The organism is Streptomyces sp. NPDC002513 (assembly GCF_053595355.1).
Genome location: NZ_JBSFXK010000023.1, coordinates 70,348 through 92,786 on the forward strand (window position 1 = coordinate 70,348; position 22,439 = coordinate 92,786).

The window sequence follows — 22,439 nt, forward strand, 5'->3', positions numbered from 1 at the left end:
TTGATTGGAGGGGAGTCCCCGCCGGTAACCTGAAGCATTCGCTCTGAAGCAATGCTCTGAAGCAGTCGCTTCGTCGCCCGTCGTCGTAATGAAGAGAGCACCGTGGCCGCCGACAAGATCGACACCATCGTCAGCCTGAGCAAGCGCCGTGGCTTCGTATTCCCCTCCAGCGAGATCTACGGCGGTCAGCGCGCCGCCTGGGACTACGGACCGCTGGGTGTCGAGCTCAAGGAGAACATCAAGCGCCAGTGGTGGCGCTACATGGTCACGTCCCGCGAGGACGTCGTCGGTATCGACTCGTCGGTGATCCTGGCGACCGAGGTCTGGGTGGCCTCCGGTCACGTCGCCACCTTCACCGACCCGCTCACCGAGTGCACCTCCTGCCACAAGCGCTTCCGCGCCGACCACCTGGAGGAGGCCTACGAGGCCAAGCACGGCCGTCTGCCGGAGAACGGTCTCGCGGACATCAACTGCCCGAACTGCGGCAACAAGGGCATGTTCACCGAGCCCAAGCAGTTCTCGGGCCTGCTCTCCACCCACCTCGGCCCGACACAGGACAGCGGCTCCATCGCCTACCTGCGCCCGGAGACCGCGCAGGGCATCTTCACCAACTTCGCCCAGGTCCAGCAGACCTCGCGCCGCAAGCCGCCGTTCGGCATCGCGCAGATGGGCAAGTCGTTCCGCAACGAGATCACGCCGGGCAACTTCATCTTCCGCACCCGCGAGTTCGAGCAGATGGAGATGGAGTTCTTCGTCAAGCCGGGCGAGGACGAGAAGTGGCAGGAGTACTGGATGCAGGAGCGCTGGAACTGGTACACGGGTCTCGGTCTGCGCGAGGAGAACATGCGCTGGTACGAGCACCCGAAGGAGAAGCTCTCCCACTACTCCAAGCGCACCGCCGACATCGAGTACCGCTTCCAGTTCGGCGGCAACGAGTGGGGTGAGCTGGAGGGCGTCGCCAACCGCACGGACTACGACCTGAACGCGCACTCCAAGGCGTCGGGCCAGGACCTGTCGTACTTCGACCAGGAGGCCGGCGAGCGCTGGACCCCGTACGTCATCGAGCCCGCGGCGGGTGTCGGCCGCGCGATGCTGGCGTTCCTGCTGGACGCCTACGTCGAGGACGAGGCCCCGAACGCCAAGGGCAAGATGGAGAAGCGCACGGTGCTGCGCCTGGACCACCGCCTGGCGCCGGTGAAGGTCGCGGTCCTGCCGCTGTCCCGCAACCCGGAGCTGTCCCCGAAGGCCAAGGGGCTGGCCCAGGCGCTGCGCAAGAACTGGACCATCGAGTTCGACGACGCGGGTGCCATCGGCCGCCGCTACCGCCGCCAGGACGAGATCGGCACGCCGTACTGCGTGACGGTCGACTTCGACACGCTCGAGGACAACGCGGTGACGGTGCGTGAGCGCGACTCGATGAAGCAGGAGCGCGTGTCGCTGGACCAGATCGAGGGCTACCTCGCGGGCCGACTGATCGGCAGCTGAGCGCCGCGTACGCGCAGCCGGCCACCGATCCGCGCCGAGGCGCGGAAGCCGTCCGGGAAGCCCCCGGTTCCCCCCGCACGGGGGAACCGGGGGCTTCGTCGTCCCGTCTCTCGTCGACGCCTCACCGGCGTGGCGGCGGCTGCTCGCGCCGGTGGCGCGGCAGAGCGCTCACCGGCGGCCTCAGCGGCCCTGGAGCGCCCTGACGTTGTCGCCGAAGGTCCAGTTCTTCGAGCCGTCCCAGTTGACGGACCAGGTCATCAGGCCCTTCAGACTCGTGCCGTAGTGCCGCCACGCCTGGGAGACCAGGGACGGTGACATGTAGCCGCCGCCCGCTCCGGACTGGGCGGGCAGGCCCGGGACCTGCTTGTCGTAGGGCACCTTGACCGTCGTGCCCTGGACGGTCAGCCCCTGGTTCAGGCAGTCCGTCTGTGCCACGAAGCCCGCCACCGTGCCCGCCGCGTAGGAGTCGCCGGAGCAGCCGTACATGCTGCCGTTGTAGTACTGCATGTTGAGCCACCACAGCCGGCCGTTGTCCGCGTACTTCTTGATGACCGGCAGATACGCGCCCCAGATCGAGCCGTAGGTGACGCTGCCGCCGGTGACGTACGCCGTCTCCGGGGCCATCGTCAGGCCGAAGTTCGACGGCATCCGGGCCAGCACCCCGTCGATGATGCGGATCAGGTTGGCCTGGGACGTGGACAGTTGGCCGATGTTCCCGCTGCCGACCAGGCCCGTCTCGATGTCGATGTCGATGCCGTCGAAGTTGTACGTCTTCAGGATCGGGACGATCGTCGAGACGAACCTGTCCGCGACGGCCGTCGAGCTGAGGTCGATGCCCGCGGTGGCCCCGCCGATGGACAGCAGGATCGTCTGCCCCGCCGCCTTCGCCGCGCACATCTCCGCGGGGGTCGCCACCTTCACCCCCGCGTCCATGCCGTCCTCCCACAGCGCGGTGCCGTCGGAGCGGATGACCGGGAACGCCGCGTTGATCACGTTGTAGCCGTGCGCGGCGATACGGGAGTCGGTGATCGGGGTCCAGCCGAAGGGCGGGTGGACCCCGTTCGAGGAGCCGTCCCAGTTCTCCCAGTAGCCCTGGAGGACCTTGCCGGACGGGCGGGACTTCACGGCGCAGGTGTCGGCCGCGGACGCGGTGGGGGCGGTCGCGACCGAGAGCGGGGCGAGGACCGCCGCCGTCAGGGCGACGGCGAGCAGGCGGAGCCTGTGGCGGATCATACGGGCCTCCCGGTGGGGGTGCGGTGAGGTGTCGTAGGCATGGCAGTGCGCTGGTCCAGACCTCTCGTCAATAGGTCTGGACCAAATCGCCGATGCGGTGCGGGGGATGACGGCAGCGGGCGGTGGGTGACGGGTATCAAGTGACAGATATTGAAATCTGTCACTTGTCATGCCATGCTGGGCGCACGCTCAAAGCGAAACCAGGGAGTTTTCATGCGCACCCTTCAGCTCGGGACCACCGGCCCCCAGGTCTCCGCCCTCGGCCTCGGCTGCATGGGCATGTCCGCCCTCTACGGCGACGCCGACCGGACCGAGTCCATCGCCACCATCCACGCCGCCCTGGAAGCGGGCGTGACCCTGCTCGACACCGGCGACTTCTACGCCATGGGTCACAACGAGATGCTGGTCGGCGAGGCCCTGCGCGCCGCTCCCGCCGCCCGCCGCGAACAGGCGCTGGTCAGCGTCAAGTTCGGCGCCCTCCGCGACCCCGACGGAGGCTGGAGCGGATACGACGGCCGCCCCGCCGCCGTCAAGAACTTCGCCGCGTACTCGCTCCAGCGCCTCGGTGTCGACCACATCGACGTCTACCGCATCGCCCGCCTCGACCCCGACGTCCCGATCGAGGACACGGTCGGCGCGATCGCCGAACTCGTCGAGAAGGGGCACGTCCGCCATATCGGCCTCAGCGAGGTCGGCGCCGACACCATCCGCCGGGCCGCGGCCACCGCCCCCATCGCGGACCTCCAGATCGAGTACTCGCTGATCTCGCGTGGCATCGAGGACCGCATCCTGCCCACCGTCAGCGAGCTGGGCATCGCCGTCACCGCGTACGGAGTGCTCTCCCGCGGTCTGATCTCCGGCCACTTCAGCCGCGACCGGCAGCTCGGCGCGAACGACTTCCGCGCCTTCTCGCCCCGCTTCCAGGGCGCCAACCTCGACCACAACCTCGCCCTGGTCGATGCGCTGCGCACGATCGCCGAGCAGAAGGGCGTGAGCGTCGCACAACTCGCGATCGCCTGGGTGCTCTCGCGGGGCCCTCGGTACCGCGCGGACATCGTGCCGCTGATCGGCGCCCGCACCCGGGACCGGCTGTCCGAGGCGCTCGGCGCCCTCGACGTGACCCTGGACGAGGCGGACCTGGCAGCCATCGAGGCGGCCGTACCGGCGGACGCGGCGGCCGGCGCCCGCTACCCCGAGACGCAGATGTCCCACCTCGACAGCGAGCACTGACCGTGCCGCCGGGTACGGTCTGAGACATGTCACCGACCACCGAGCGCCTGACCGCCGAGCGCATCCTCGAGGCGACCGAGGAGGCGCTGCGCCGCCACGGCCCGGCCAAGGCCACCGTGGTGGACGTGGCCCGCGCGCTCGGCGTCAGCCACGGCAGCGTGTACCGCCACTTCCGTACCAAGGCGGCGCTGCGCGAGGCGGTCACCCAGCGGTGGCTGGACCGCGCGTCCGGCACCCTCGCCGGGATCGTCGCGCAGGACGGCGATCCGGAGACGCGGCTGCGCGAGTGGCTGTCGGCCCTGTTCGAGGCCAAGCGGCACAAGGCGGGCGACGACCCGGAGCTGTTCGCCACGTTCACCGTGCTGACCGGGGAGAACAGCCGGGTGGTGGACCAGCACATCGCTGACCTCACCGCCCAGCTCACGGAGATCCTCCGCGACGGTGCCGCACGCGGCGCGTTCACGACGGCCGCCGACCCGGCGGTCACGGCCCGGGCGGTCTTCCACGCGACGGGACGGTTCCACGACCCCGCCTACGCGGCGGAGTGGGGGCGCCCCGGGATCGAGGCGGAGTTCGACGCGGTGGTGGACCTCCTGCTACGCGGCCTGCGAACGACCACCCCCTCCAAGACCCTCTAGGCCCCGTTGACCGCGCGATTGGCGGATGTGGGCCACGCCGGTACGCGCGACCGGGGCTTGTTCGGGTCGCCTGTGGCCCACATCCTCCACACACTCCGCTCGGCCGTCAGCGCCGACGGCGCGACAAGAGCGACGGTCCGGAGTTGGTGAAGGCCCGGGGCGGCCACGCGCCCCTTACGGGGCGCTCACTTTGGCGGCTTCGCGTACGTCGGCCTCCTGGAGGCGTTCCGTCGCGCGTTCCGCCGTCCGGCGGCCCCAGCGGCCCGTCGTCAGGGCGCCCAGGGACAGCACCGCGACACCGCACACGGTCAGGACCCACCAGCCGGGACGGGAGGCGGAGACGAAGGTGTCCTTGTACGACCCGGAGCCCACGCCCGCGGCCAGCAGCGCGCCGACCACCGCGACACCGAGGGTCTGGCCGAGCTGGCGGCTGGTGGAGGCGACGGCGGCGGCGACCCCGGCCTGGGCGCGGGGCATGCCGGAGACGGCGGTGTTGGTGATGGGGGCGTTGACGAAGCCGAAGCCGATGCCGAACAGGACGTAGCCGACGACGAGCGTGACGTTCGACGTCTCCGCCTCGAACGCCGCGAACAGCACGGCGCTCGCGGTGATCGCACAGCCCGCGATCAGCAGCGGCAGCCGCGGGCCGCGGCTGCCGACCAGGCGCCCGGACAGGGGCGCGCACAGGAAGGTCGGGGCCGCCATCGGGAGCATCCACAGGCCCGCGTGCAGGGCGTCCAGGCCGCGTACGTTCTGCAGGTACAGGGTGGACAGGAAGAGGAAGCCGCCCAGGCCCGCGAACGCGCTGATCGCGATCACCGTGGCCCCGCTGAACGGCGCCGAGCGGAAGAAGCGCAGGTCGATGAGGGGTTCGGCGCGTCGGGGCTCGTACCAGAGCAGGGCGAGCAGGGCCACGAGCGCGAGGGCCGCGAAGGGTGCGACACGGGTGGCGCTGGAGTCCGGGGCCTCGATGATCGCGTAGGTCAGCGAGCCGAACAGGGCGATGACGAGCACCTGGCCGAGTGGGTCGGGGCGGCGCGCCTTGGGCGCCCGGGACTCGGGGACGAAGCGCAGGGTGAGCAGGAGCGCGGCGAGGCCGACCGGCAGGTTGACCCAGAAGATCGAGCGCCAGCCGACCGAGTCCACCAGCAGTCCGCCGACCAGCGGGCCCGCGGCCATCGAGATACCGACCACGGCACCCCACACCCCGATCGCGCGGGCCCGCTCCCGGGCTTCGGTGAAGGTGTTGGTGATGATCGACATGGCGACCGGGTTGAGCATCGAGCCGCCGATCGCCTGCACCATGCGGAATGCGACCAGCAGTTCCAGGTTCGGGGCGAGGGAGCACAGCAGCGAGCCAGCGCTGAAGATGACGAGGCCCGCCATGAAGACGCGCTTGCGGCCGATCCGGTCGGCCGTGGAGCCCGCGAGCATCAGCAGCGAGGCCAGGACCAGCGTGTAGGCGTCGATGGTCCACTGCAGCCCTGAGGTGGTCGCGTGCAGTTCGCGCTGCATCGAGGGCAGGGCGACGTTCAGGACGGTGTTGTCGAGGCTCACGATCAGCAGGCTCATACAGCAGATCGCGAGCACCAGAAGACGCCGGCGGCGGCTCAGCTCGGGCATGTGATCCATCGTACGCCGATTTCGATAGTGCGGTTAACTAATGACTGCCTCATGGTCACCGGATCGCGTAGGGCGTCGTCATCGCGGTGGCCATGGCACGGTCATCGGAAACACCGTGCCGCGGACCCGTCGGCGTGCGTGACAATGGGGAAATGCCCACGCCCACGATGACCCCGACGAACACGGCGGACCCGGCGGACCCGAAGGACTCGGCGGACCCGAAAGACTCGGCGAAGCCGGCGGACTCCGCGCTGCGGATCGGTCCGCACGCCGTGCTGCCGCCCGTCGTGCTCGCGCCCATGGCCGGGATCACGAACGCGCCGTTCCGCACGCTGTGCCGGGAGTTCAGCGGCGGCAAGGGCCTGTTCGTGAGCGAGATGATCACGACCCGGGCGCTGGTCGAGCGCAACGACAAGACCATGCAGCTCATCAAGTTCGACGCGAGTGAGCAGCCGCGCTCGATCCAGTTGTACGGCGTCGACCCGGCGACCGTGGGCAAGGCCGTCCGCATGATCGCGGAGGAGGACCTGGCCGACCACATCGACCTGAACTTCGGCTGCCCGGTACCCAAGGTGACCCGCAAGGGCGGCGGGTCCGCGCTGCCGTACAAGCGGAACCTGCTGCGGGCGATCCTGCGCGAGGCCGTCAGCGGAGCCGGTGACCTCCCGGTCACCATGAAGATGCGCAAGGGCATCGACGACGACCACCTCACCTACCTGGACGCCGGCCGCATCGCCGTCGAGGAGGGCGTGACGGCCATCGCGCTGCACGGCCGCACCACCGCGCAGCACTACGGCGGCACGGCCGACTGGGACGCGATCGCACGGCTGAAGGAGCATGTGCCGGAGATCCCCGTGCTCGGCAACGGCGACATCTGGTCGGCCGAGGACGCGCTGCGCATGGTGCGCGAGACGGGCTGCGACGGGGTCGTCGTCGGCCGGGGCTGCCTGGGGCGGCCGTGGCTGTTCGCGGACCTGGTGGCGGCCTTCGAGGGGCGGACGGGAGACCGGGCGCGGCCCGCCCTGCGCGAAGTGGCCGACATCATGGTCCGGCACGCCACCCTGCTCGGCGAGTGGATCGGCGACGAGTCGCGTGGAGTCATCGACTTCCGCAAGCACGTGGCCTGGTACCTGAAGGGCTTCTCGGTCGGCTCGGAGATGCGCAAGCGGCTCGCGGTCACCTCCTCGCTCCAGGAACTGCGGGCCGGCCTCGACGAACTGGACCTCGGCCAGCCCTGGCCGGCCGGTGCCGACGGGCCGCGCGGCCGGACGTCCGGCAACAACCGGGTGGTGCTGCCGGACGGCTGGCTCAAGGACCCGTACGACTGCGCGGGCATCGGCGAGGACGCGGAACTGGACACGTCCGGGGGCTGAATCCGGGGCGGAATCCGAGGGCTGCGTCCAGGGCGTGACCCGCGGGCCGGGCACGGTCCCCGGGTGGGGCGGGGCTCGGCCCCCTGGCGGGTCAGCCCTTCGACGGGTGCGGGGTCGAGCCGTACGCCGTCAGGAAGCGGTCGCGGAAGGCGCTCATCTTCCACACCGGCGCGTTGTGCGCGGGCCGCAGGCCGTCCGACCAGCCCCAGCCGGCGATCTTGTCGAACACCTTCGGGTCCTTGGCGACGATCGCGCACGGCACGTCACGGCTGGCGTGGTTGCCGCTGACCCGGGCCATCGGCTGGTGGTCGCCGAGGAAGACGAGGACCGTGTTGTCGTTGCCGTAGCGCTCCAGCCACTGGGTCAGGGCGGTCACCGAGTACTGGATGGTCTTGCCGTACTCCTCCTTCGAGCGGGTGGAGTCGGCGATGATGTCCGCCGGATTGTTGCCCGCCTTCTGGATGGCGTCGAACACCGAGCCGTTGCCGAGCCGGTCCCAGCCGACCATCTTCGGGATGGGCGCCCAGGGCTGGTGGCTGGAGGTCAGGATGACGAACGACATCAGCGGCTTGTCCCGCTTCCTGCCGTGCTCCCGCTTCTGGAACTGCTCCAGCGCGTACTGGTCCGGCATCGTCGACCAGCTGAACTTCGGGCCCTTGTAGCCCATCTGGAAGGCGTTGTAGACCTTGTCGAGGCCGTACCACTTCGCCTCCGGCCAGCCCTTCTGCACACCCGGCATGATGCCGACCGTGTCCCAGGCGCCGGTCTTCTTGAACGCCTCGGTGAGGGTGAGATGGTCGCTCGCGCTGACGGTGCGGTAGCGGTTCTGGTTGTTGATCCACAGGCCCGACATGAACGTGGAGTGCCCGAGCCAGCTGCTGCCGCCGTAGGTCGCCGAGGTCAGCCAGCCGCTCTTGGCGTGGAAACCCGCCTTCGCCAGGGCCTGGGTGTCGGTGTCGAGGGTCCTGTCGACACCGGGTGCCATGATCGGATCCTCGACGGCGCTGCGGCCGTAGCTCTCGATGAACGTGAAGATCATGTCCTTGCCGCGCAGATCGGGCACGAGCTGGGAGCCCGGGGTGCCGCCGAACGCGTCGACCTTCGCGGTCCTCGCGAAGTCCCGCTCGTCGCGGACGGTCTCCCGGATCCGGTCGGAGCGGTACTGGAGCATCGTGACGGTGTGCTCGGCGGCCAGCGGCACGCCGCCGACCTGGAGGCTGAGGGCCTGGCAGGTCATCCACACCATGCTCAGGACGAGGACGCCACGGGTGGTGGTGGCGCGATGCCGGGCCATCAGGTTGCCCAGCCGGACGACGGCGAGTGCCGAGACGCCGAGCACGACGACGGTGATGGCGAGGGCCACGAGCAGCACGCCCAGCGCGCCCGCCCCGCCCAGCGTGTCCTGGAGGTAGGCGTAGGCGTCGGTGAGGAGCGACCAGTCGAGGATGATGTTGAAGCCGCGGCCGAGATACTGGTAGAAGCCGATGTCCAGCAGGTTGAGCACGGTCAGCACGCCGAGCACGACGCCGCCGAGCCAGGCCGCGATCAGCCGGGGCCGGCGGGGCAGCACGGTCAGCACGACGGCGCCGATGAGCGCCTCCACCGGGAGCCGCGTGAACTCGGCGATCCGGAAGTTCTCCGGCCGGTTGGGCAGCAGGAACGAGACGACGACGAGCAGACCGGCGAGCACGGTGACGCTGATCCCGATGACCCGGGCGGCCACCGGGTGACCGTCCTGCCAGGCGCGAAGCCGCCGTCCCCGCCCGGAGCGGGGGGACGGGGCACCGGCTGCCGCCTCTCCTCCCCCTTCTGCCGCTTCTTCTCCGGCATCGGGTATGGCCTTGCCGGCGTGCGTGTCCGCTTTCTTGCCTGTGACTTCGCCTTCGGCGGGGGCGGTCTCCCTCGTCGCGGCAGCGGCGTCGGGCCCGTCCGGCCCGTCCGGCCCTGGCCCGTCCGGCCCTGGCCCGTCCGGCCCGTCCGGCCCGTCCGGCTCGTCTGCGGCCGGTATCCCCTCCGCCTCCGGCCGTTCCTCCTCCGCCGGCAGGACCCCGTCGGTGACCGCCCCGGCCTTGTCCGGCGTCTGTCGTTGGCGCGTGTTGAGAGGCAACCCGAGGGTCCTTCCGTGCGAAGCCCGTGATGGAGGGGCGGGCCCCGCTGGGGAGGCCGAGCCCGTCGTCATCCCGTACGGGCAGCCCCGGGCCTCCGTTCAACACGGCCGCCTCAGCGCCCGGCAAACACCCGGCAAACCCGAGGTCAACCGGCCCGGATTCACGTGCACCCGCGTCAGGCGCCCCCGACCGCGGTGAGCAGCGCGAGCGGTGTCGCCGCCGAACGCGACTCCCGGGTGCAGGCGTGCGGGTACGGCACCGGCTCCGGATGCGTGTCGCGGCCGTAGCCCGCGTACGCCTCCGGCAGCCGGTGGCCCGTCGCCGTCGCCGCCTCCACCAGCGCGTGCGCCACCGTACGGGCCTCGTCGTGCAGCCCGTAGCGCGCCAGGCCCAGGGTGATCAGCGCGTTGTCGTGCGGCCAGACCGAGCCGCGGTGGTACGACAACGGGTGGTACGCCGCCTGGTCCGCGGCCAGTGTGCGCACCCCCCAGCCGGAGAAGAAGTCCCCTTCCAGCAGGCGCCGGCCGACCAGTTCGCCGTACTCCTTGTCCAGCAGGCCCGACCACAGCAGATGCCCCGCGTCCGAGGCGAGCGCGTTCACCTGGCGGCCCTCGCCGTCCAGGGCGAGCGCGGGGAAGGCGTGCTCGTCCATCCAGAAGTCGCGCTGGAACCGGTCGCGCAGATCGCCCGCCGCCTGTTCCAGCAGTGCCGCGTACACCTCGTCGTCCCACACCGTGCGCGCCAGGTGCGCGGTGCGGCGCAGCGCGTCGTACGCGTACCCCTGCGCCCCCGCCGCCATCACCGGCCCGTGCGGACGGCTGCCGTCGGCGGAGCAGATCGCGCCGGGGGAGTCCTTCCAGTTCTGGTTGGCGAGACCGCCCTGGTCGGCGCGGTAGACGAGATAGCCGCGGGAGGTGAGCCCGCCGTGGTCCAGCATCCAGCCGATCGCCGCCCGGGCATGGGGCTCCAGGCGGCGGGCCTGCGCCAGGTCGCCGGTCTGCTCGACGTACGCCCCCAGCAGCACCAGGAAGAGGGGGGTCGCGTCGACCGAGCCGTAGTACCGCCCGTACGGCACCTGCCCGAAGTGCGCCAGCTCCCCGTGCCGCACCTCGTGCACGATCTTCCCCGGCTGGGCCACCGAACGCGAGCCGGCCTCGGTCGCCTGCGTCGCGGCGAGCGCGGGCAGGGTGGCCGCGGCCAGCCCGGGGCGGTAGGGCAGCGCGAAGAGGGAGGTGAGGAGCGCGTCGCGGCCGAGCAGGGCGAGGAACCAGGGGGCGCCCGCGGCGGGGACGAGGAGTTCCTCGCCCTCGGGTCCGGTCGCCGGGACCTGGAGCGCGGCCAGGTCGGACAGGCCCCGCGCGCACGCCGTGGCCAGCTGGGGCCAGCCGGTGGGGAACGCCACGCCCTCCATGAACGCGCCTTCCAGGTCGAGCAGTCGCTCGGTGGCGGCGGCGGGGGACGCCGGGACCGCCGGGTCCCGCGGGGCCCCGTGCGGCCGGGCGGCGACCCGCAGCAGCAGCTCCGTCGAGCCGTGCGGCGGGAGTTCCAGCGCCCAGACCAGGCGGCGGGCGCCCGTGCCCGTCTCCTCCACACCGTCCGGCGGGGGCTCGGCCGTGACGGTCGTACTGGAGTGCCACTCGCCGCGCCGGTAGCCGAACTCCACGCCGTCGTCGAGGACCTGACGGGAGCGCACGGCGCCTGCCTTGGCGTACGTACGGTGGTCGGAGCGCAGCTCGAACTGGTCCGCGAAGTCGGCGTCCGCGGTCACCGCCACGCGCACCGTGGTCGGCACGGGGCGGTTGTTGGTGACCCGCAGGGACTCCACGAACGCGCCGTCCACGACGGCCTGTTCACGGAAGAGGGTGTACGCGGGCGGCTCCTGCCGGCCACCGCGCGGTACGAGCACACAGCGGGTAGCGTCCCCGTCGGCGACCGGCGTGATCGTCTCGGGTACGGCGCCGTCGACGGTGAGCTGCCACCGGCTCAAGTGCCGTGCGTCCCGTACGAACAACCCGGCCGGGGAGTTGCCGCCCCGCACTCCGCTGATGTCGCCGCCGTCGCCCACGGCGGCGAACGTGCCGCCGTGCACGAGCAGATGATGCCGGTCCGTCATCCCCGGTCCTCTCCCTTGTCACTCCTGTCGAACGTGCAGGTGCCCAAGGGGGATACTCCGTGTCCGGTAAAGGAGTCCCCCTGGTTCGGTTTCAGCTGTGGGTGTGGGGGGTGTGCAGCAGATCGAGGGTGAGCGCGGCGGTCCAGCCGAAGCCCCGGGCGCCGCGCGCCTCGCCGGTGTACGGGTCGACGTACTCGGCGAAGTCCGAGGTGTCCGCCGTCTCCAGCAGGGCCTCGCGCAGCGCGTCGGCCGCCGCGTGCTCCCTGTGCGTCCTCAGGCCGCGCTCCAGCAGCCAGCCGGTGTTGAACCAGGCCGGGCCGCGCCAGTACCGGTGCGGGTCGAACGCCTCGCCGAGCAGGTCGTAGCTCGGCACGAGCCGGGTGACGCCGCCCAGCCCGAAGTGGGGCCCCGTCAGCGTGCGCACGAGCGCGGCCACGATGTCGCGGGGGAGCGCGGGCAGGAGCAGCGGGATGAGCCCGGAGACGCTGCGCTCGGCGAGGAGGACGCCGACGGGTGGGCACGGGTCGGAGGACGGAGCGCCGCTTCGGGAGCGGTGCTCTGTCTTGTGAGCGCTGTTTTGGGGGTGTTGCTCCGGGCTGGGGGTGCTGTCGTGAGAGCGGTGCTCTGTCTTGTGAGCGCTGTTTTGGGGGTGTTGCTCCGGGCTGGGGGTGCTGTCGTGAGAGCGGTGCTCTGTCTTGTGAGCGCTGCTCTGGGTGCGCTGCTCCGGGCTGGGGGTGCTGTCTTGGGTGCGGTGCTCTTTCTCGTGAGCGCTGCTCCGGGAGCGTTGCTCTGATCCGAGAGCGCCGCTCTGAGCGTGCGGCTCGGTGCCCGACCGTGCGCCGCTCCGAGAGCACTGCTCGTCGTCGTGAGCGGTGCTCTCGGAGCGGTGCTCTCCGCTGTGCGCGCCGCTCCGAGAGCGCCGCTCTGTCTCGACAGCGCTGACCCGAGAGCGTCGCTCCGCATCGTGAGCGCCGCTCCGAGGGTGCCGCTCCCCATCGCGCGCACCATCCTCGCTGCGCGGCGACCCAACACACGCACCACCCCGAGAGCGCCGCTTCACTTCAAGAGCGTCGCTCTCTCCCGCCTCTCCCCGTAGATCCCGGCAGAAGAACATCCCCTCGGCCGGATCCCAGAGGCGGTCGATCAGGGCCGTCGTCAGGCGCTGGGCGCGGGCATGGCGGGCCGTGCCTGTCGCGCCCAACTCCCGCGCTATCCGGGCCAACGCGTACTCCGACACGATCAGCAGCGCATTGAACGCCGGGTCCTCCACCGCGAACTCTCCCGCCCGTCTTCCGTCACCGCCCTCAACCGAGGCCCTGCGGGCCGCCCCCTCATCCGTCTCGTCGGCATATCCGCTGTCCCGGTAGTCCGTCGCCAGTCGCACGTACCGCCCGTAGTCCAGGTCCGTAGGGCGGCCCTCGGGTGCGCCGTGGTCCAGGTCGGCGCGGCGGAACGAGCGGGCCGGGGCCGGGGTGATCCTGGACAGCGGCGCGTCCCAGACGGGGCTGTTGTCCATGCCCTGCTCCCAGGGGTGCACCACCGAGACGAGCCCGCCGCCGCCCAGGTCCCGGCGGTGCAGCAGATAGCGGTGCCAGGCGGCGAGCCGCGGGTACACCCGGGGCAGGAAGCCGCGCTCCCGGGACAGTCCCGGGTCGGCCCGGTGCACGAGCCAGGCCGCCAGCGCGTGCACCGGTGGCTGCACGATGCCCGAGGTCTCCACGGTGCGCGGGGCGCCCGCCGCGCGCCCCGCGGTCGAGGACCGCCAGAAGTCGGGGCTCGGGAAGTACGCGTCGAGCGGCACGGAGGCGTTGAAGACGATGTGCGGGATGCGCCCGTCCGCCCACTGGGCGTCGAGGAGCGTCTCCAGTTCCGTCTGCGCCCGCAGCGGCCACAGATGGCGCAGGCCGATCGCGATGAACGCGGAGTCCCAGGACCACTGGTGGGGGTACAGGCCGCGCGACGGCACCGTGGAGGTGCCCGTCCAGTTCCCCTCGAGCACCTGTGCGGCTCTGGCGTGCAGTGATCCCGAGTACGCGGACGGATCGTATACAGCGGGTCCGGGCCGGGAATTCTCGTGCGGAGCGGGTGTCGGTGGCGTTCCGGGGGTGTGCACGGGACCGGCGGGTTCCGTACGGCGGGCGATGAGTCGGGTAGGGCGGTCCACTCAGGTCTCCCCGAAAGACGTTCTGCCGAGCGGGTTCGGCGGCAACCACCGTAGGGTTACGCCTGTTTAACATGCGGAACTCACTATGTAATGCAGGGTTGTTGAACGCAAGGGGGTACGCATGAGCGGAAGGGCGGGGAAGCCGGGCCACCAGGCCGGCGCGGGAGATCTGCTCGCACTGGTCCGCAGTGGCCGGGCCACGACCCGGGGTGCCCTTCAGCAGGCCACAGGCCTGTCCCGGGCCACGGTCGGCCAGCGCCTGGACCGTCTCTTCCGGGCCGGCTGGCTGCGCGAGGGCGCGGGCGGACCGGTCGATTCCCCGCTCGGCGGGCGCCCTGCGATCACCCTGGAGTTCGACGACGCCCATGCGGTGGTCCTCGCCGCCGACCTCGACACCCGGCACGCCCGCGCCGCCGTCCTCTCCCTCACCGGGGAGATCCTGGCCGAGCACACCGGGATCCTGGTCATCGAGGAGGGCCCGGAGGCCGTGCTCGGCGAACTGGGCCACTGGTTCGGCCGACTGCTGGAGGAGTCGGGCCACCGGGCGCACGAGGTCTGCGGGATCGGGCTCGCCGTCCCCGGGCCCGTGGACAGCGGCACCGGACGGGTGGTGCAGCCGCCGATCATGCCCGGCTGGGACGGGTACGACATCCGAGGGCGCCTCCGTCGCGCCTTCGCCGAGCACGCGCACGGCGGCACGGACGTGCCGGTGCTCGTGGACAACGACGCGAACCTGATGGCGTACGGCGAACGGCGGACCGCGCACCCGGACTGCTCGGCGTTCGTACTGGTCAAGGTGTCCACCGGCATCGGCGCGGGAGTGGTCGTCGACGGCCGGATCTACCGCGGCGTCGACGGCGGCGCCGGGGACATCGGCCATATCCGGGTCCCCGAGGGCGCGGGCGCGCTGTGCCGGTGCGGCTCCTACGGCTGTCTCGCCGCCGTGGCGAGCGGAGGCGCGGTCGCGCGCCGGCTCGCCGAGGCGGGGGTGCCGGCCGCCTCCGGTTCGGACGTACGGGACCTGCTGGCCGCCGGGCACCCGGAGGCCGCCGCGCTCGCCCGGGAGGCCGGACGACAGGTCGGGGACGTCCTCGCGACGGTCGTGACCCTGCTGAACCCGGGGGTGCTGATGATCGCCGGAGATCTGGCCGGAACACCCTTCCTGACCGGGGTGCGGGAGCTGCTGTACCAGCGGGCTTTGCCGCGTTCCACCGCGCACCTGGACGTGGTGACCTCCCGGCTCGGGGAACGGGCCGGCCTGGTCGGGGCGGGAGCCCTGGTCGTCGAGCACCTCTACGCACCGGAACGGGTGGAGGAACGGTTGCTCGCGCTCGGGGTGTGACGCGGGGCGAGGCGCGGTACAAGGCGTCACGCGAGGTGAGACGGGGCGCGAGGCGTTCCGGAGATGCGGTGCGGAGATGCGGTGCGGAGATGCGGTGCACAGCGTGCGGCGGAGTGGTGCCTACGGTCGGTGTCGCGGGTATGACCTTCGCATTTCCGTCCGTACACGCGTCCGCATGGTGAAAACGGGCCGCCTCGCATAGCGTGATTCTCGCCACCCTTGATAGGGGTTGCGCTCAGATGAGCGAATCATGGGCGGCTGCATTTCTCAAAGGATGGCACTCAGTGCCACCCTTTGATCGTTCATCGATCGAAATCAGACGTGGCGAGAGTCGCTCATCTGAGCAGTGAAATGGGTCTACGGGCGTTGACTCGTTCAAGAAATGAAAACATCCCCCGGTCGGCGCTTGCGAAGCTTTGACTTTCGATCCAGTGGCGGACGAGTGGTTACAGGCGCATGACGCGCAAGTGGACGTACCCAGGCGCCTTCGATCTGGGTATGTTCCTCGCCGTCAGGGCAGCCACCGCGTCCTCGAGGAGTCGAGACCGTGTCGGAAAACAAAGATCCCCACGTAACGGAAAACGGCGTGGAGGGCGTGAAGTTCGTTTACGACTTCACCGAGGGCAACAAGGACCTCAAGGACCTCCTCGGTGGCAAGGGTGCGAACCTCGCCGAAATGACCAACCTCGGTCTGCCCGTTCCCCCGGGCTTCACCATCACCACCGAGGCCTGCAAGGTCTACCTGGGCAGCGGCGAGGAGCCCGCGGCGCTGCGTGACGAGGTGAGTGCGCACCTCGCCGCCCTCGAGGGGCGGATGGGCAAGAAGCTCGGCCAGGCCGACGACCCGCTGCTGGTGTCGGTCCGTTCCGGGGCGAAGTTCTCGATGCCCGGCATGATGGACACCGTCCTGAACATCGGTCTCTCCGACACGTCGGTGCAGGGCCTGGCGAAGCAGGCCGGTGACGAGCGCTTTGCGTGGGACTCCTACCGCCGCCTCATCCAGATGTTCGGCAAGACGGTCCTCGGCGTCGACGGCGACCTCTTCGAGGACGCGCTGGAGAAGGCCAAGGAGGCCAAGAAGGTCACCGACGACACCCAGCTCGACGCGGCCGACCTGAAGAAGCTGGTCACCAAGTACAAGAAGATCGTCAAGACCGAGGCCGGGCGCGACTTCCCGCAGGACCCGCGCGAGCAGATGGACCTCGCCATCAAGGCGGTCTTCGACTCCTGGAACGGCGACCGCGCCAAGCTCTACCGCCGCCAGGAGCGCATCCCGCACGACCTGGGCACGGCGGTCAACGTCTGCTCGATGGTCTTCGGCAACCTGGGCCCCGACTCCGGCACGGGCGTCGCCTTCACCCGCGACCCCGCCTCCGGGCACCAGGGCGTGTACGGCGACTACCTGCAGAACGCCCAGGGCGAGGACGTGGTGGCGGGCATCCGCAACACGGTCCCGCTCGCCGAGCTGGAGCGCATCGACAAGAAGTCGTACGACCAGCTGATGCAGATCATGGAGACCCTGGAGAACCACTACAAGGATCTCTGCGACATCGAGTTCACCATCGAGCGCGGCCGGCTGTGGATGCTCCAGACCCGCGTCGGCAAGCGCACCGCGGGCGCCGCCTTCCGCATCGCCACACAGCTCGTGGACCAGGGCCTGATCGACGAGGCCGAGGCGCTGCAGCGCGTCACCGGCGCGCAGCTCGCGCAGCTGATGTTCCCGCGGTTCGACGAGAGCGCGAAGGTCGAGCAGGTCGGCCGGGGCATCGCGGCCTCGCCGGGCGCGGCGGTCGGCAAGGCGGTCTTCGATTCGTACACGGCGGTCAAGTGGTCGCGCTCCGGTGAGAAGGTCATCCTGGTCCGCCGTGAGACCAACCCCGACGACCTGGACGGCATGATCGCGGCCGAGGGCATCCTCACCTCCCGCGGCGGCAAGACCTCGCACGCGGCCGTGGTCGCGCGCGGCATGGGCAAGACCTGTGTCTGCGGCGCGGAGGAGCTGGAGGTCGACACCAAGCGGCGCCGGATGACGGTGCCGGGCGGGCATGTCGTCGAGGAGGGCGACCTGATCTCCATCGACGGCTCGTCGGGCAAGGTGTACCTCGGTGAGGTCCCGGTCGTTCCGTCCCCGGTCGTCGAGTACTTCGAGGGCCGGATGCACGCGGGCGCGGACGACGCCGACGAACTGGTGGAGGCCGTGCACCGGATCATGGCCTTCGCGGACCGCAAGCGCCGGCTGCGGGTGCGGGCGAACGCGGACAACGCGGAGGACGCGCTGCGCGCACGGCGCTTCGGCGCCCAGGGCGTCGGCCTGTGCCGTACCGAGCACATGTTCCTCGGCGACCGTCGTGAGCTGGTGGAACGTCTGATCCTGGCGGACACCGAGGTCGAGCGCGAGGACTCCCTGAAGGAACTCCTGCCCCTCCAGAAGCAGGACTTCGTGGAGTTGTTCGAGGCGATGGACGGTCTGCCGGTCACCGTCCGCCTCCTCGACCCGCCGCTGCACGAGTTCCTGCCCGACATCACCGAGCTGTCGGTGCGTGTGGCGCTGGCGGAGTCCCGTCAGGAGCCGCACGAGAACGAGCTGCGCCTGCTCCAGGCCGTGCACCGCCTGCACGAGCAGAACCCGATGCTGGGCCTGCGGGGCGTCCGCCTCGGCCTGGTGATCCCGGGCCTGTTCACCATGCAGGTACGGGCGATCGCCGAGGCGGCGGCCGAGCGCAAGGGCGCGAAGGGCGACCCGCGCGCGGAGATCATGATCCCGCTCGTCGGCACGGTCCAGGAGCTGGAGATCGTGCGCGAGGAGGCGGACCGGGTCATCGCCGAGGTCGAGGAGGCCACGGGGACCCGGCTGAAGCTGGCGATCGGCACGATGATCGAGCTGCCGCGCGCCGCGCTGACGGCCGGACAGATCGCCGAGGCCGCCGAGTTCTTCTCCTTCGGCACCAACGACCTCACCCAGACGGTGTGGGGCTTCAGCCGGGACGACGTGGAGGCGAGCTTCTTCACGGCCTACCTGGAGAAGGGCATCTTCGGCGTCTCCCCGTTCGAGACGATCGACAAGGACGGCGTGGGCAAGCTGGTCCGCGACGCGGCCAAGGCGGGCCGTCGGACCCGGCCCGACCTGAAGCTCGGAGTGTGCGGCGAGCACGGCGGCGACCCCGAGTCGGTGCACTTCTTCCACGAGGTGGGGCTGGACTACGTGTCCTGCTCGCCGTTCCGTATCCCGGTGGCCCGTCTGGAGGCGGGCCGGGCGGCCTCGCAGGCGGAGGGCAGCGACCACCGCTGACACCCCCGGAGACCACCGGGCCGTCCTCGGTCACCTCAACCCTCACCGACCCGGGGACGGCCCGGATCACCGAGAAAGGGCGGCACCCCTGTGCGGGGGGTGCCGCCCTTTCGCCGTGTCCGCGCGCCGTGCCCGCGCCCGTGCCCCCGGGGGCCGTCCCCCGCGCGCAAGTCCTCAGCGGCTGTCGGTCAGATGTGCGAAGACGACCACGTTGCCCTGGTAGCCCGTCGTCCTCGAGTAGCCGCCGCCGCAGGTGATCACCCGCAGCTCGGGGCGGGGTGCCGCCCCGTAGACCTTCTGGTCGGGGAAGTCCTTCGCCTGGTACACCTCGACCGCGTCGACCGTGAAGACGGCCGTCGACCCGTCGCGCCGGTCGACCTCGATCGTGCTGCCCCGGCTCAGTGCGCCGAGGTCGTAGAAGACCGCCGGGCCCTCGGCGTTGTCGACGTGCCCGGCGACGATCGCGGTGCCCGTCTCGCCGGGCATGGTGCCCGCCTCGTACCAGCCGGCGAGGTTCTTGTCGCGGGCGGGCGGGACGTCGAGGCTGCCGGCGGGCGTCAGTCCGAGTCCCGTCAGCGGGGCGTCCACGTGTATGGAGGGGATGCGTATCCGGTAGGGAGGCGAGGGCGGCAGCGGAGCGGGCGGCAGCGCGGCCACGGCGGACCACTCGTGGCCGGGGTCCGCGGCCGTCCGCGCGCCCGAGGGCTGCGGCGGTGCGTGGGTCTCTGCGGCGCGCAGCAGCCACACGCCCGAGCACAGGGCGACCACCGTGACGGACGCTATGACGACGTCGCCGACCGTGCCGGACCTGCCGACCTTGCGCACGTGGTCCTCCTTCTGGGACCGGGGTCCCCGAGGGCCGGAGGCCTCGGGGACCCCCTCCGGGCCGCGAGGGGCAGTCGGACCCGGAGGGGGATGGGGGACGGCGGTACCGGCGGGCGGACAGCGCGGGGGCGTCCGTCAGACCCCGTCGCCTCTGACCCGGCGATGCAGGAGCCAGGTACCGCCCGCGGCCGCGACGGCGAGAGCCGCCACACCGGCCGTGGTCTTCACGGGGTCGGGGCCCAGTGCGCCCCCGACCCCCGTCTTCACGCTTCCCCGCGGCTGGGTCTGGTCCTTGGCCGCGGTGAGGGTGACCGTCAGATCGCCGGTCACGGTGGTGTGCCGGCCGCCGGAGCACTGGGCGACGATCTCGTACGTGCCCGGCTGCGCGCCGGGCGGGACCCGGAACCGCCCGATCACGTCCTGCTGGTGCGTGCCGGGCCCGAGGACGAACTGGCCGGCCCCGACCGCGCTGGCGTCGCCCGCCGCCGCGCCGGCCGCGCCGCACGCCGCCGTGCTGACGGTGACCTGCGCGCCGGGGACGACGGCGGAGGGGGAGACCTCCAGGATCCCGGTGTCACCGCCGTACGCGGGCGCGGCGAGACCCGCGGCGCCGAGGGCGAGCGCGGTACCGGTCAGCAGGCGGGCCGTACGTCGCATCGTGTGTGCTCCTCCGAGAGGGCACGGCCCGCGACATCCCCAGCGTGCCGCTGTGTCGGTCGTACCCCTGCTCTTTCGAGGAGAAGGGCACCCGGCCGCGACCGCCTGTTGACGGAGCGTCGCCCTTGCGGCCGAACGGGTGCCCAGACGGTGATCCGTTGGACGGCCGCAGCAATGTTCCCGCAGGTCAGAAGGTATCCGGCGATCCGTCACGGGAAAGATCACAAAAGGTCGTCAGCGGGCGATGAACGGGTGACGGGGGTGCGCCGGACGGCCCGTGGGGCGAAGCGGGAGCGCATCACGACCTTGCGTAGCTCCACGGTTTGTGGCGATCAGTGCGCCGGTGGGGCGCCCATACTGCCCGTCCGGTTCTCCTGGGCCGGGTATGCAGGGTGGGCCGGGGCAGTGGGTGCTGGTGTCCGAGCCGGAGGTCTCTGACTCGGAATGAGCTCGGTCAGCGCGCCCAGCGTCCGATGCGAGGGGCAGATGTCGGTGCTGCGCGGAAGGGCCATCAGGTCGAGCAGGGCCACCATGCACAGGTGGAGTCGGCTGAGCCCGCCCAACTTGTTGCGCAGGTTCGTGACGTGGAACTTCACCGTTCGCTCCGATATCCCGAGAGAACGCGCCAGTTCGCCGTACTCCGGAGAAGTGACGAGCTGCTCGAGAATCTGGTGTTCCCGGCTGGTCAGGGTGGGCAGCAGGGAGAGGGCCAGGCCCAGGGTGTCACGCAAGTGTTCCGGCAGACGGCACAGCCTGCAGGTGGTTGCCATGTCTCCCTCCCACGGTCCCGACGTCAGCCATGTCTCCCGCGGACACCGGCGATCCGCAATCCGACGGGAACCGTATCAGCCCGGTCGGAACCACTTACCGGGTCAGGGAGGCGGCCAGCACCAGGCGGGCCTGCAGTTGCTTCCTGGCCAGGGCCAGCGTCTGTGCGTTCTTGTCGATCAGCTGCCGTTGGTAAGCGTTGGCGACCGCGTAGTGGACGCCCACGAGATTGACCTTCTGCTTGCAGCCCACGTCCGCCTTGGCGGCGGTGATGGCCTTGGGGCCGGCCAAGTCGCTCTCGGTGATGCCGAGTTCTCTGGTCGGGTTCACCGGATCGGTGACGGTGTACCCGGCCTTCGCCATACATTCCGTCCAACGCTTGTCGACTTGCCGCACCCGGGAGTCCTCGCGGGCCTTCGAGTCGGCCTCACTCCTGAGGTTGAACACGAAGAGCATGTCGACCGCGTCTGCCTTGGGCGCGTACAGCTTGAGAAAGGACTCCCGGTTGCATCCGCCGACCGGCACGTGCTTCTCGTTGAACGTCACCTTGCTCCCGCCGGTCCGTTCCGCCTCCTCCTGAGAGAAGGGCATATCGGCGGGGCGCACATTGTCCTCGCCACCCAAGGCCAATTCCTCCGCCTTTGTCAGGGAGTTCGTTCCCTGCTTCACGGGAGGGTTGGCTGCTCTGGGGTTCTGATAGCCGTACCGGGAGGCTGCGGCCATGTCCGTCAGACCGAAGACCCGGGCGTTCGACTCGCCCGTGGATGCGGTGGGCTGCTCGGGCGGCTGGTAGCTGAATCCGAAGCGAGCCATGCAACGTCGGGTCAGAACGCCTTGCGCCTTCAGCAGTACGTCGTGTTGTTCCGGCGTGGCCTCGTAGGCGTCCAGGGGAAAGCTCGCTCCCGCGGTCCTGAGCATCACCGGCGTGGCGGTCACGCGGGGTTCGCCACCCGCCCTGGAACCCTCGGTGCCGGTGGCGGCGCACGCAGGCAGCAACAGCAGGGCACCGGTGACCGTCGCGAACATGACGGCGGTCTGCCAACGCGGCGGGAACATGGGGGCCTTTCGAGTGGAGGAACATACGGCGCCGATCGTTGTCCCGCCCAGGTGTGCCGGGCGGGACAACGCCCCGAGGACGTCAGGTGAAGTCGTAATAGGAGTCGCACGAGATCTTGTTCTTGAAGGTGTCGGACGCGTTGCCGACATACCCGGGGTCGAGCCAGCCCTTGACGCCCCCGCCGTAGGCATCGGTCCAGACGTACCAGGTGTACGTGTCCCGGTTCCGGTACGACGCGGTGTTGTCGTTCGTGGTCTGCCCCTTGCCGCTGCACGTGCCGCCGGACGTTCCCGCCTTGAAGTGGTCGTCGGAGAAGTCCCTGTCTCCGGAGATCAGATCGAAGACACAGCCGCTTTGACCGGAGTTGTAGTAGAGGCCGAACTCTCCCGATTCGAGGTTGCCGTCGTTGTTGTAGGCGGCCGCCGCGGTGCCTGCCGTGGTCAGCGTGAGCCCGCCGATCGCTGCCGCGGCGACCGCGAGTCCCGCGGCTCGTCTCGCTGCGCTGTACCTGTTCACTTGTCCGCCCCCTGCGAG

At 70.7% G+C, this 22,439-nt stretch carries 16 protein-coding genes; 6 read left to right on the plus strand and 10 right to left on the minus strand.

What is annotated here, in order from left to right; genetic code table 11:
• Positions 1–102 precede the first annotated feature (102 nt).
• On the plus strand, positions 103–1,485 hold the full coding sequence (locus ACWD5Q_RS17605) for a glycine--tRNA ligase (RefSeq protein ID WP_451427903.1): 1,383 nt from the start codon (positions 103–105) through the stop codon (positions 1,483–1,485).
• A gap of 180 nt (positions 1,486–1,665) precedes the next feature.
• Here ACWD5Q_RS17605 and ACWD5Q_RS17610 read toward each other — a convergent pair whose 3' ends face one another.
• Positions 1,666–2,718, minus strand: coding sequence for a chitinase (locus ACWD5Q_RS17610; RefSeq protein ID WP_451427904.1), 1,053 nt, complete (start codon positions 2,716–2,718; stop codon positions 1,666–1,668).
• Positions 2,719–2,931: 213 nt separating this feature from the next.
• Between ACWD5Q_RS17610 and ACWD5Q_RS17615 the strand changes: the two genes are divergently transcribed.
• Both ACWD5Q_RS17615 and ACWD5Q_RS17620 read left to right on the plus strand, forming a co-directional pair.
• Positions 2,932–3,948 carry an aldo/keto reductase gene (locus ACWD5Q_RS17615; RefSeq protein WP_451427905.1) on the plus strand — a complete coding sequence of 339 codons (1,017 nt, stop codon included), beginning with the start codon at positions 2,932–2,934 and terminating at the stop codon, positions 3,946–3,948.
• A gap of 26 nt (positions 3,949–3,974) precedes the next feature.
• Positions 3,975–4,586 carry a TetR family transcriptional regulator gene (locus ACWD5Q_RS17620; protein ID WP_451427906.1) on the plus strand — a complete coding sequence of 204 codons (612 nt, stop codon included), beginning with the start codon at positions 3,975–3,977 and terminating at the stop codon, positions 4,584–4,586.
• Between the two features lie 174 nt (positions 4,587–4,760).
• Here ACWD5Q_RS17620 and ACWD5Q_RS17625 read toward each other — a convergent pair whose 3' ends face one another.
• Entirely contained in the window at positions 4,761–6,209 is a 1,449-nt protein-coding gene (locus ACWD5Q_RS17625; RefSeq protein WP_451427907.1) for an MFS transporter, read from the minus strand.
• Between the two features lie 152 nt (positions 6,210–6,361).
• On the opposite strand from ACWD5Q_RS17625, the gene dusB reads away from it, so the two are divergent.
• Positions 6,362–7,582 carry a tRNA dihydrouridine synthase DusB gene (gene dusB / locus ACWD5Q_RS17630; protein ID WP_451427908.1) on the plus strand — a complete coding sequence of 407 codons (1,221 nt, stop codon included), beginning with the start codon at positions 6,362–6,364 and terminating at the stop codon, positions 7,580–7,582.
• Between the two features lie 91 nt (positions 7,583–7,673).
• Here the strand turns inward: dusB and ACWD5Q_RS17635 are convergent, their stop codons facing one another.
• The 3 genes from ACWD5Q_RS17635 to ACWD5Q_RS17645 form a co-directional block, all read right to left on the minus strand.
• Complete coding sequence (locus ACWD5Q_RS17635; protein WP_451427909.1) at positions 7,674–9,689, minus strand: sulfatase-like hydrolase/transferase; 2,016 nt, start codon at positions 9,687–9,689, stop codon at positions 7,674–7,676.
• Between the two features lie 176 nt (positions 9,690–9,865).
• A complete protein-coding gene (locus ACWD5Q_RS17640) occupies positions 9,866–11,803 on the minus strand; it encodes an amylo-alpha-1,6-glucosidase (protein ID WP_451427910.1) in 1,938 nt (645 codons plus the stop codon).
• 91 nt (positions 11,804–11,894) lie between these two features.
• Entirely contained in the window at positions 11,895–13,802 is a 1,908-nt protein-coding gene (locus ACWD5Q_RS17645; RefSeq protein WP_451427911.1) for an MGH1-like glycoside hydrolase domain-containing protein, read from the minus strand.
• A gap of 286 nt (positions 13,803–14,088) precedes the next feature.
• Between ACWD5Q_RS17645 and ACWD5Q_RS17650 the strand changes: the two genes are divergently transcribed.
• Both ACWD5Q_RS17650 and ppdK read left to right on the plus strand, forming a co-directional pair.
• Positions 14,089–15,309 (plus strand): ROK family protein, encoded by a 1,221-nt coding sequence (locus ACWD5Q_RS17650; protein WP_451427912.1) that lies wholly within the window; start codon positions 14,089–14,091, stop codon positions 15,307–15,309.
• A 547-nt stretch (positions 15,310–15,856) separates the two neighbouring features.
• Complete coding sequence (gene ppdK / locus ACWD5Q_RS17655) at positions 15,857–18,598, plus strand: pyruvate, phosphate dikinase (RefSeq protein WP_451427913.1); 2,742 nt, start codon at positions 15,857–15,859, stop codon at positions 18,596–18,598.
• 174 nt (positions 18,599–18,772) lie between these two features.
• Here ppdK and ACWD5Q_RS17660 read toward each other — a convergent pair whose 3' ends face one another.
• From ACWD5Q_RS17660 to ACWD5Q_RS17680, 5 genes are all read right to left on the minus strand, one after another.
• Positions 18,773–19,423, minus strand: a complete 651-nt coding sequence (locus ACWD5Q_RS17660) for a class F sortase (protein ID WP_451427914.1) — start codon at positions 19,421–19,423, stop codon at positions 18,773–18,775.
• A gap of 135 nt (positions 19,424–19,558) precedes the next feature.
• Complete coding sequence (locus ACWD5Q_RS17665) at positions 19,559–20,080, minus strand: hypothetical protein (RefSeq protein WP_451427915.1); 522 nt, start codon at positions 20,078–20,080, stop codon at positions 19,559–19,561.
• Positions 20,081–20,412: 332 nt separating this feature from the next.
• The gene (locus ACWD5Q_RS17670; protein WP_451427916.1) at positions 20,413–20,850 is read right to left on the minus strand and encodes a helix-turn-helix domain-containing protein; all 438 of its coding nucleotides are present in this window, start codon (positions 20,848–20,850) and stop codon (positions 20,413–20,415) included.
• 94 nt (positions 20,851–20,944) lie between these two features.
• Positions 20,945–21,904: a hypothetical protein gene (locus ACWD5Q_RS17675; protein ID WP_451427917.1), complete on the minus strand. Its 960-nt coding sequence runs from the start codon at positions 21,902–21,904 to the stop codon at positions 20,945–20,947.
• Between the two features lie 82 nt (positions 21,905–21,986).
• Positions 21,987–22,421, minus strand: coding sequence for a hypothetical protein (locus ACWD5Q_RS17680; protein WP_451427918.1), 435 nt, complete (start codon positions 22,419–22,421; stop codon positions 21,987–21,989).
• Positions 22,422–22,439 lie beyond the last annotated feature (18 nt).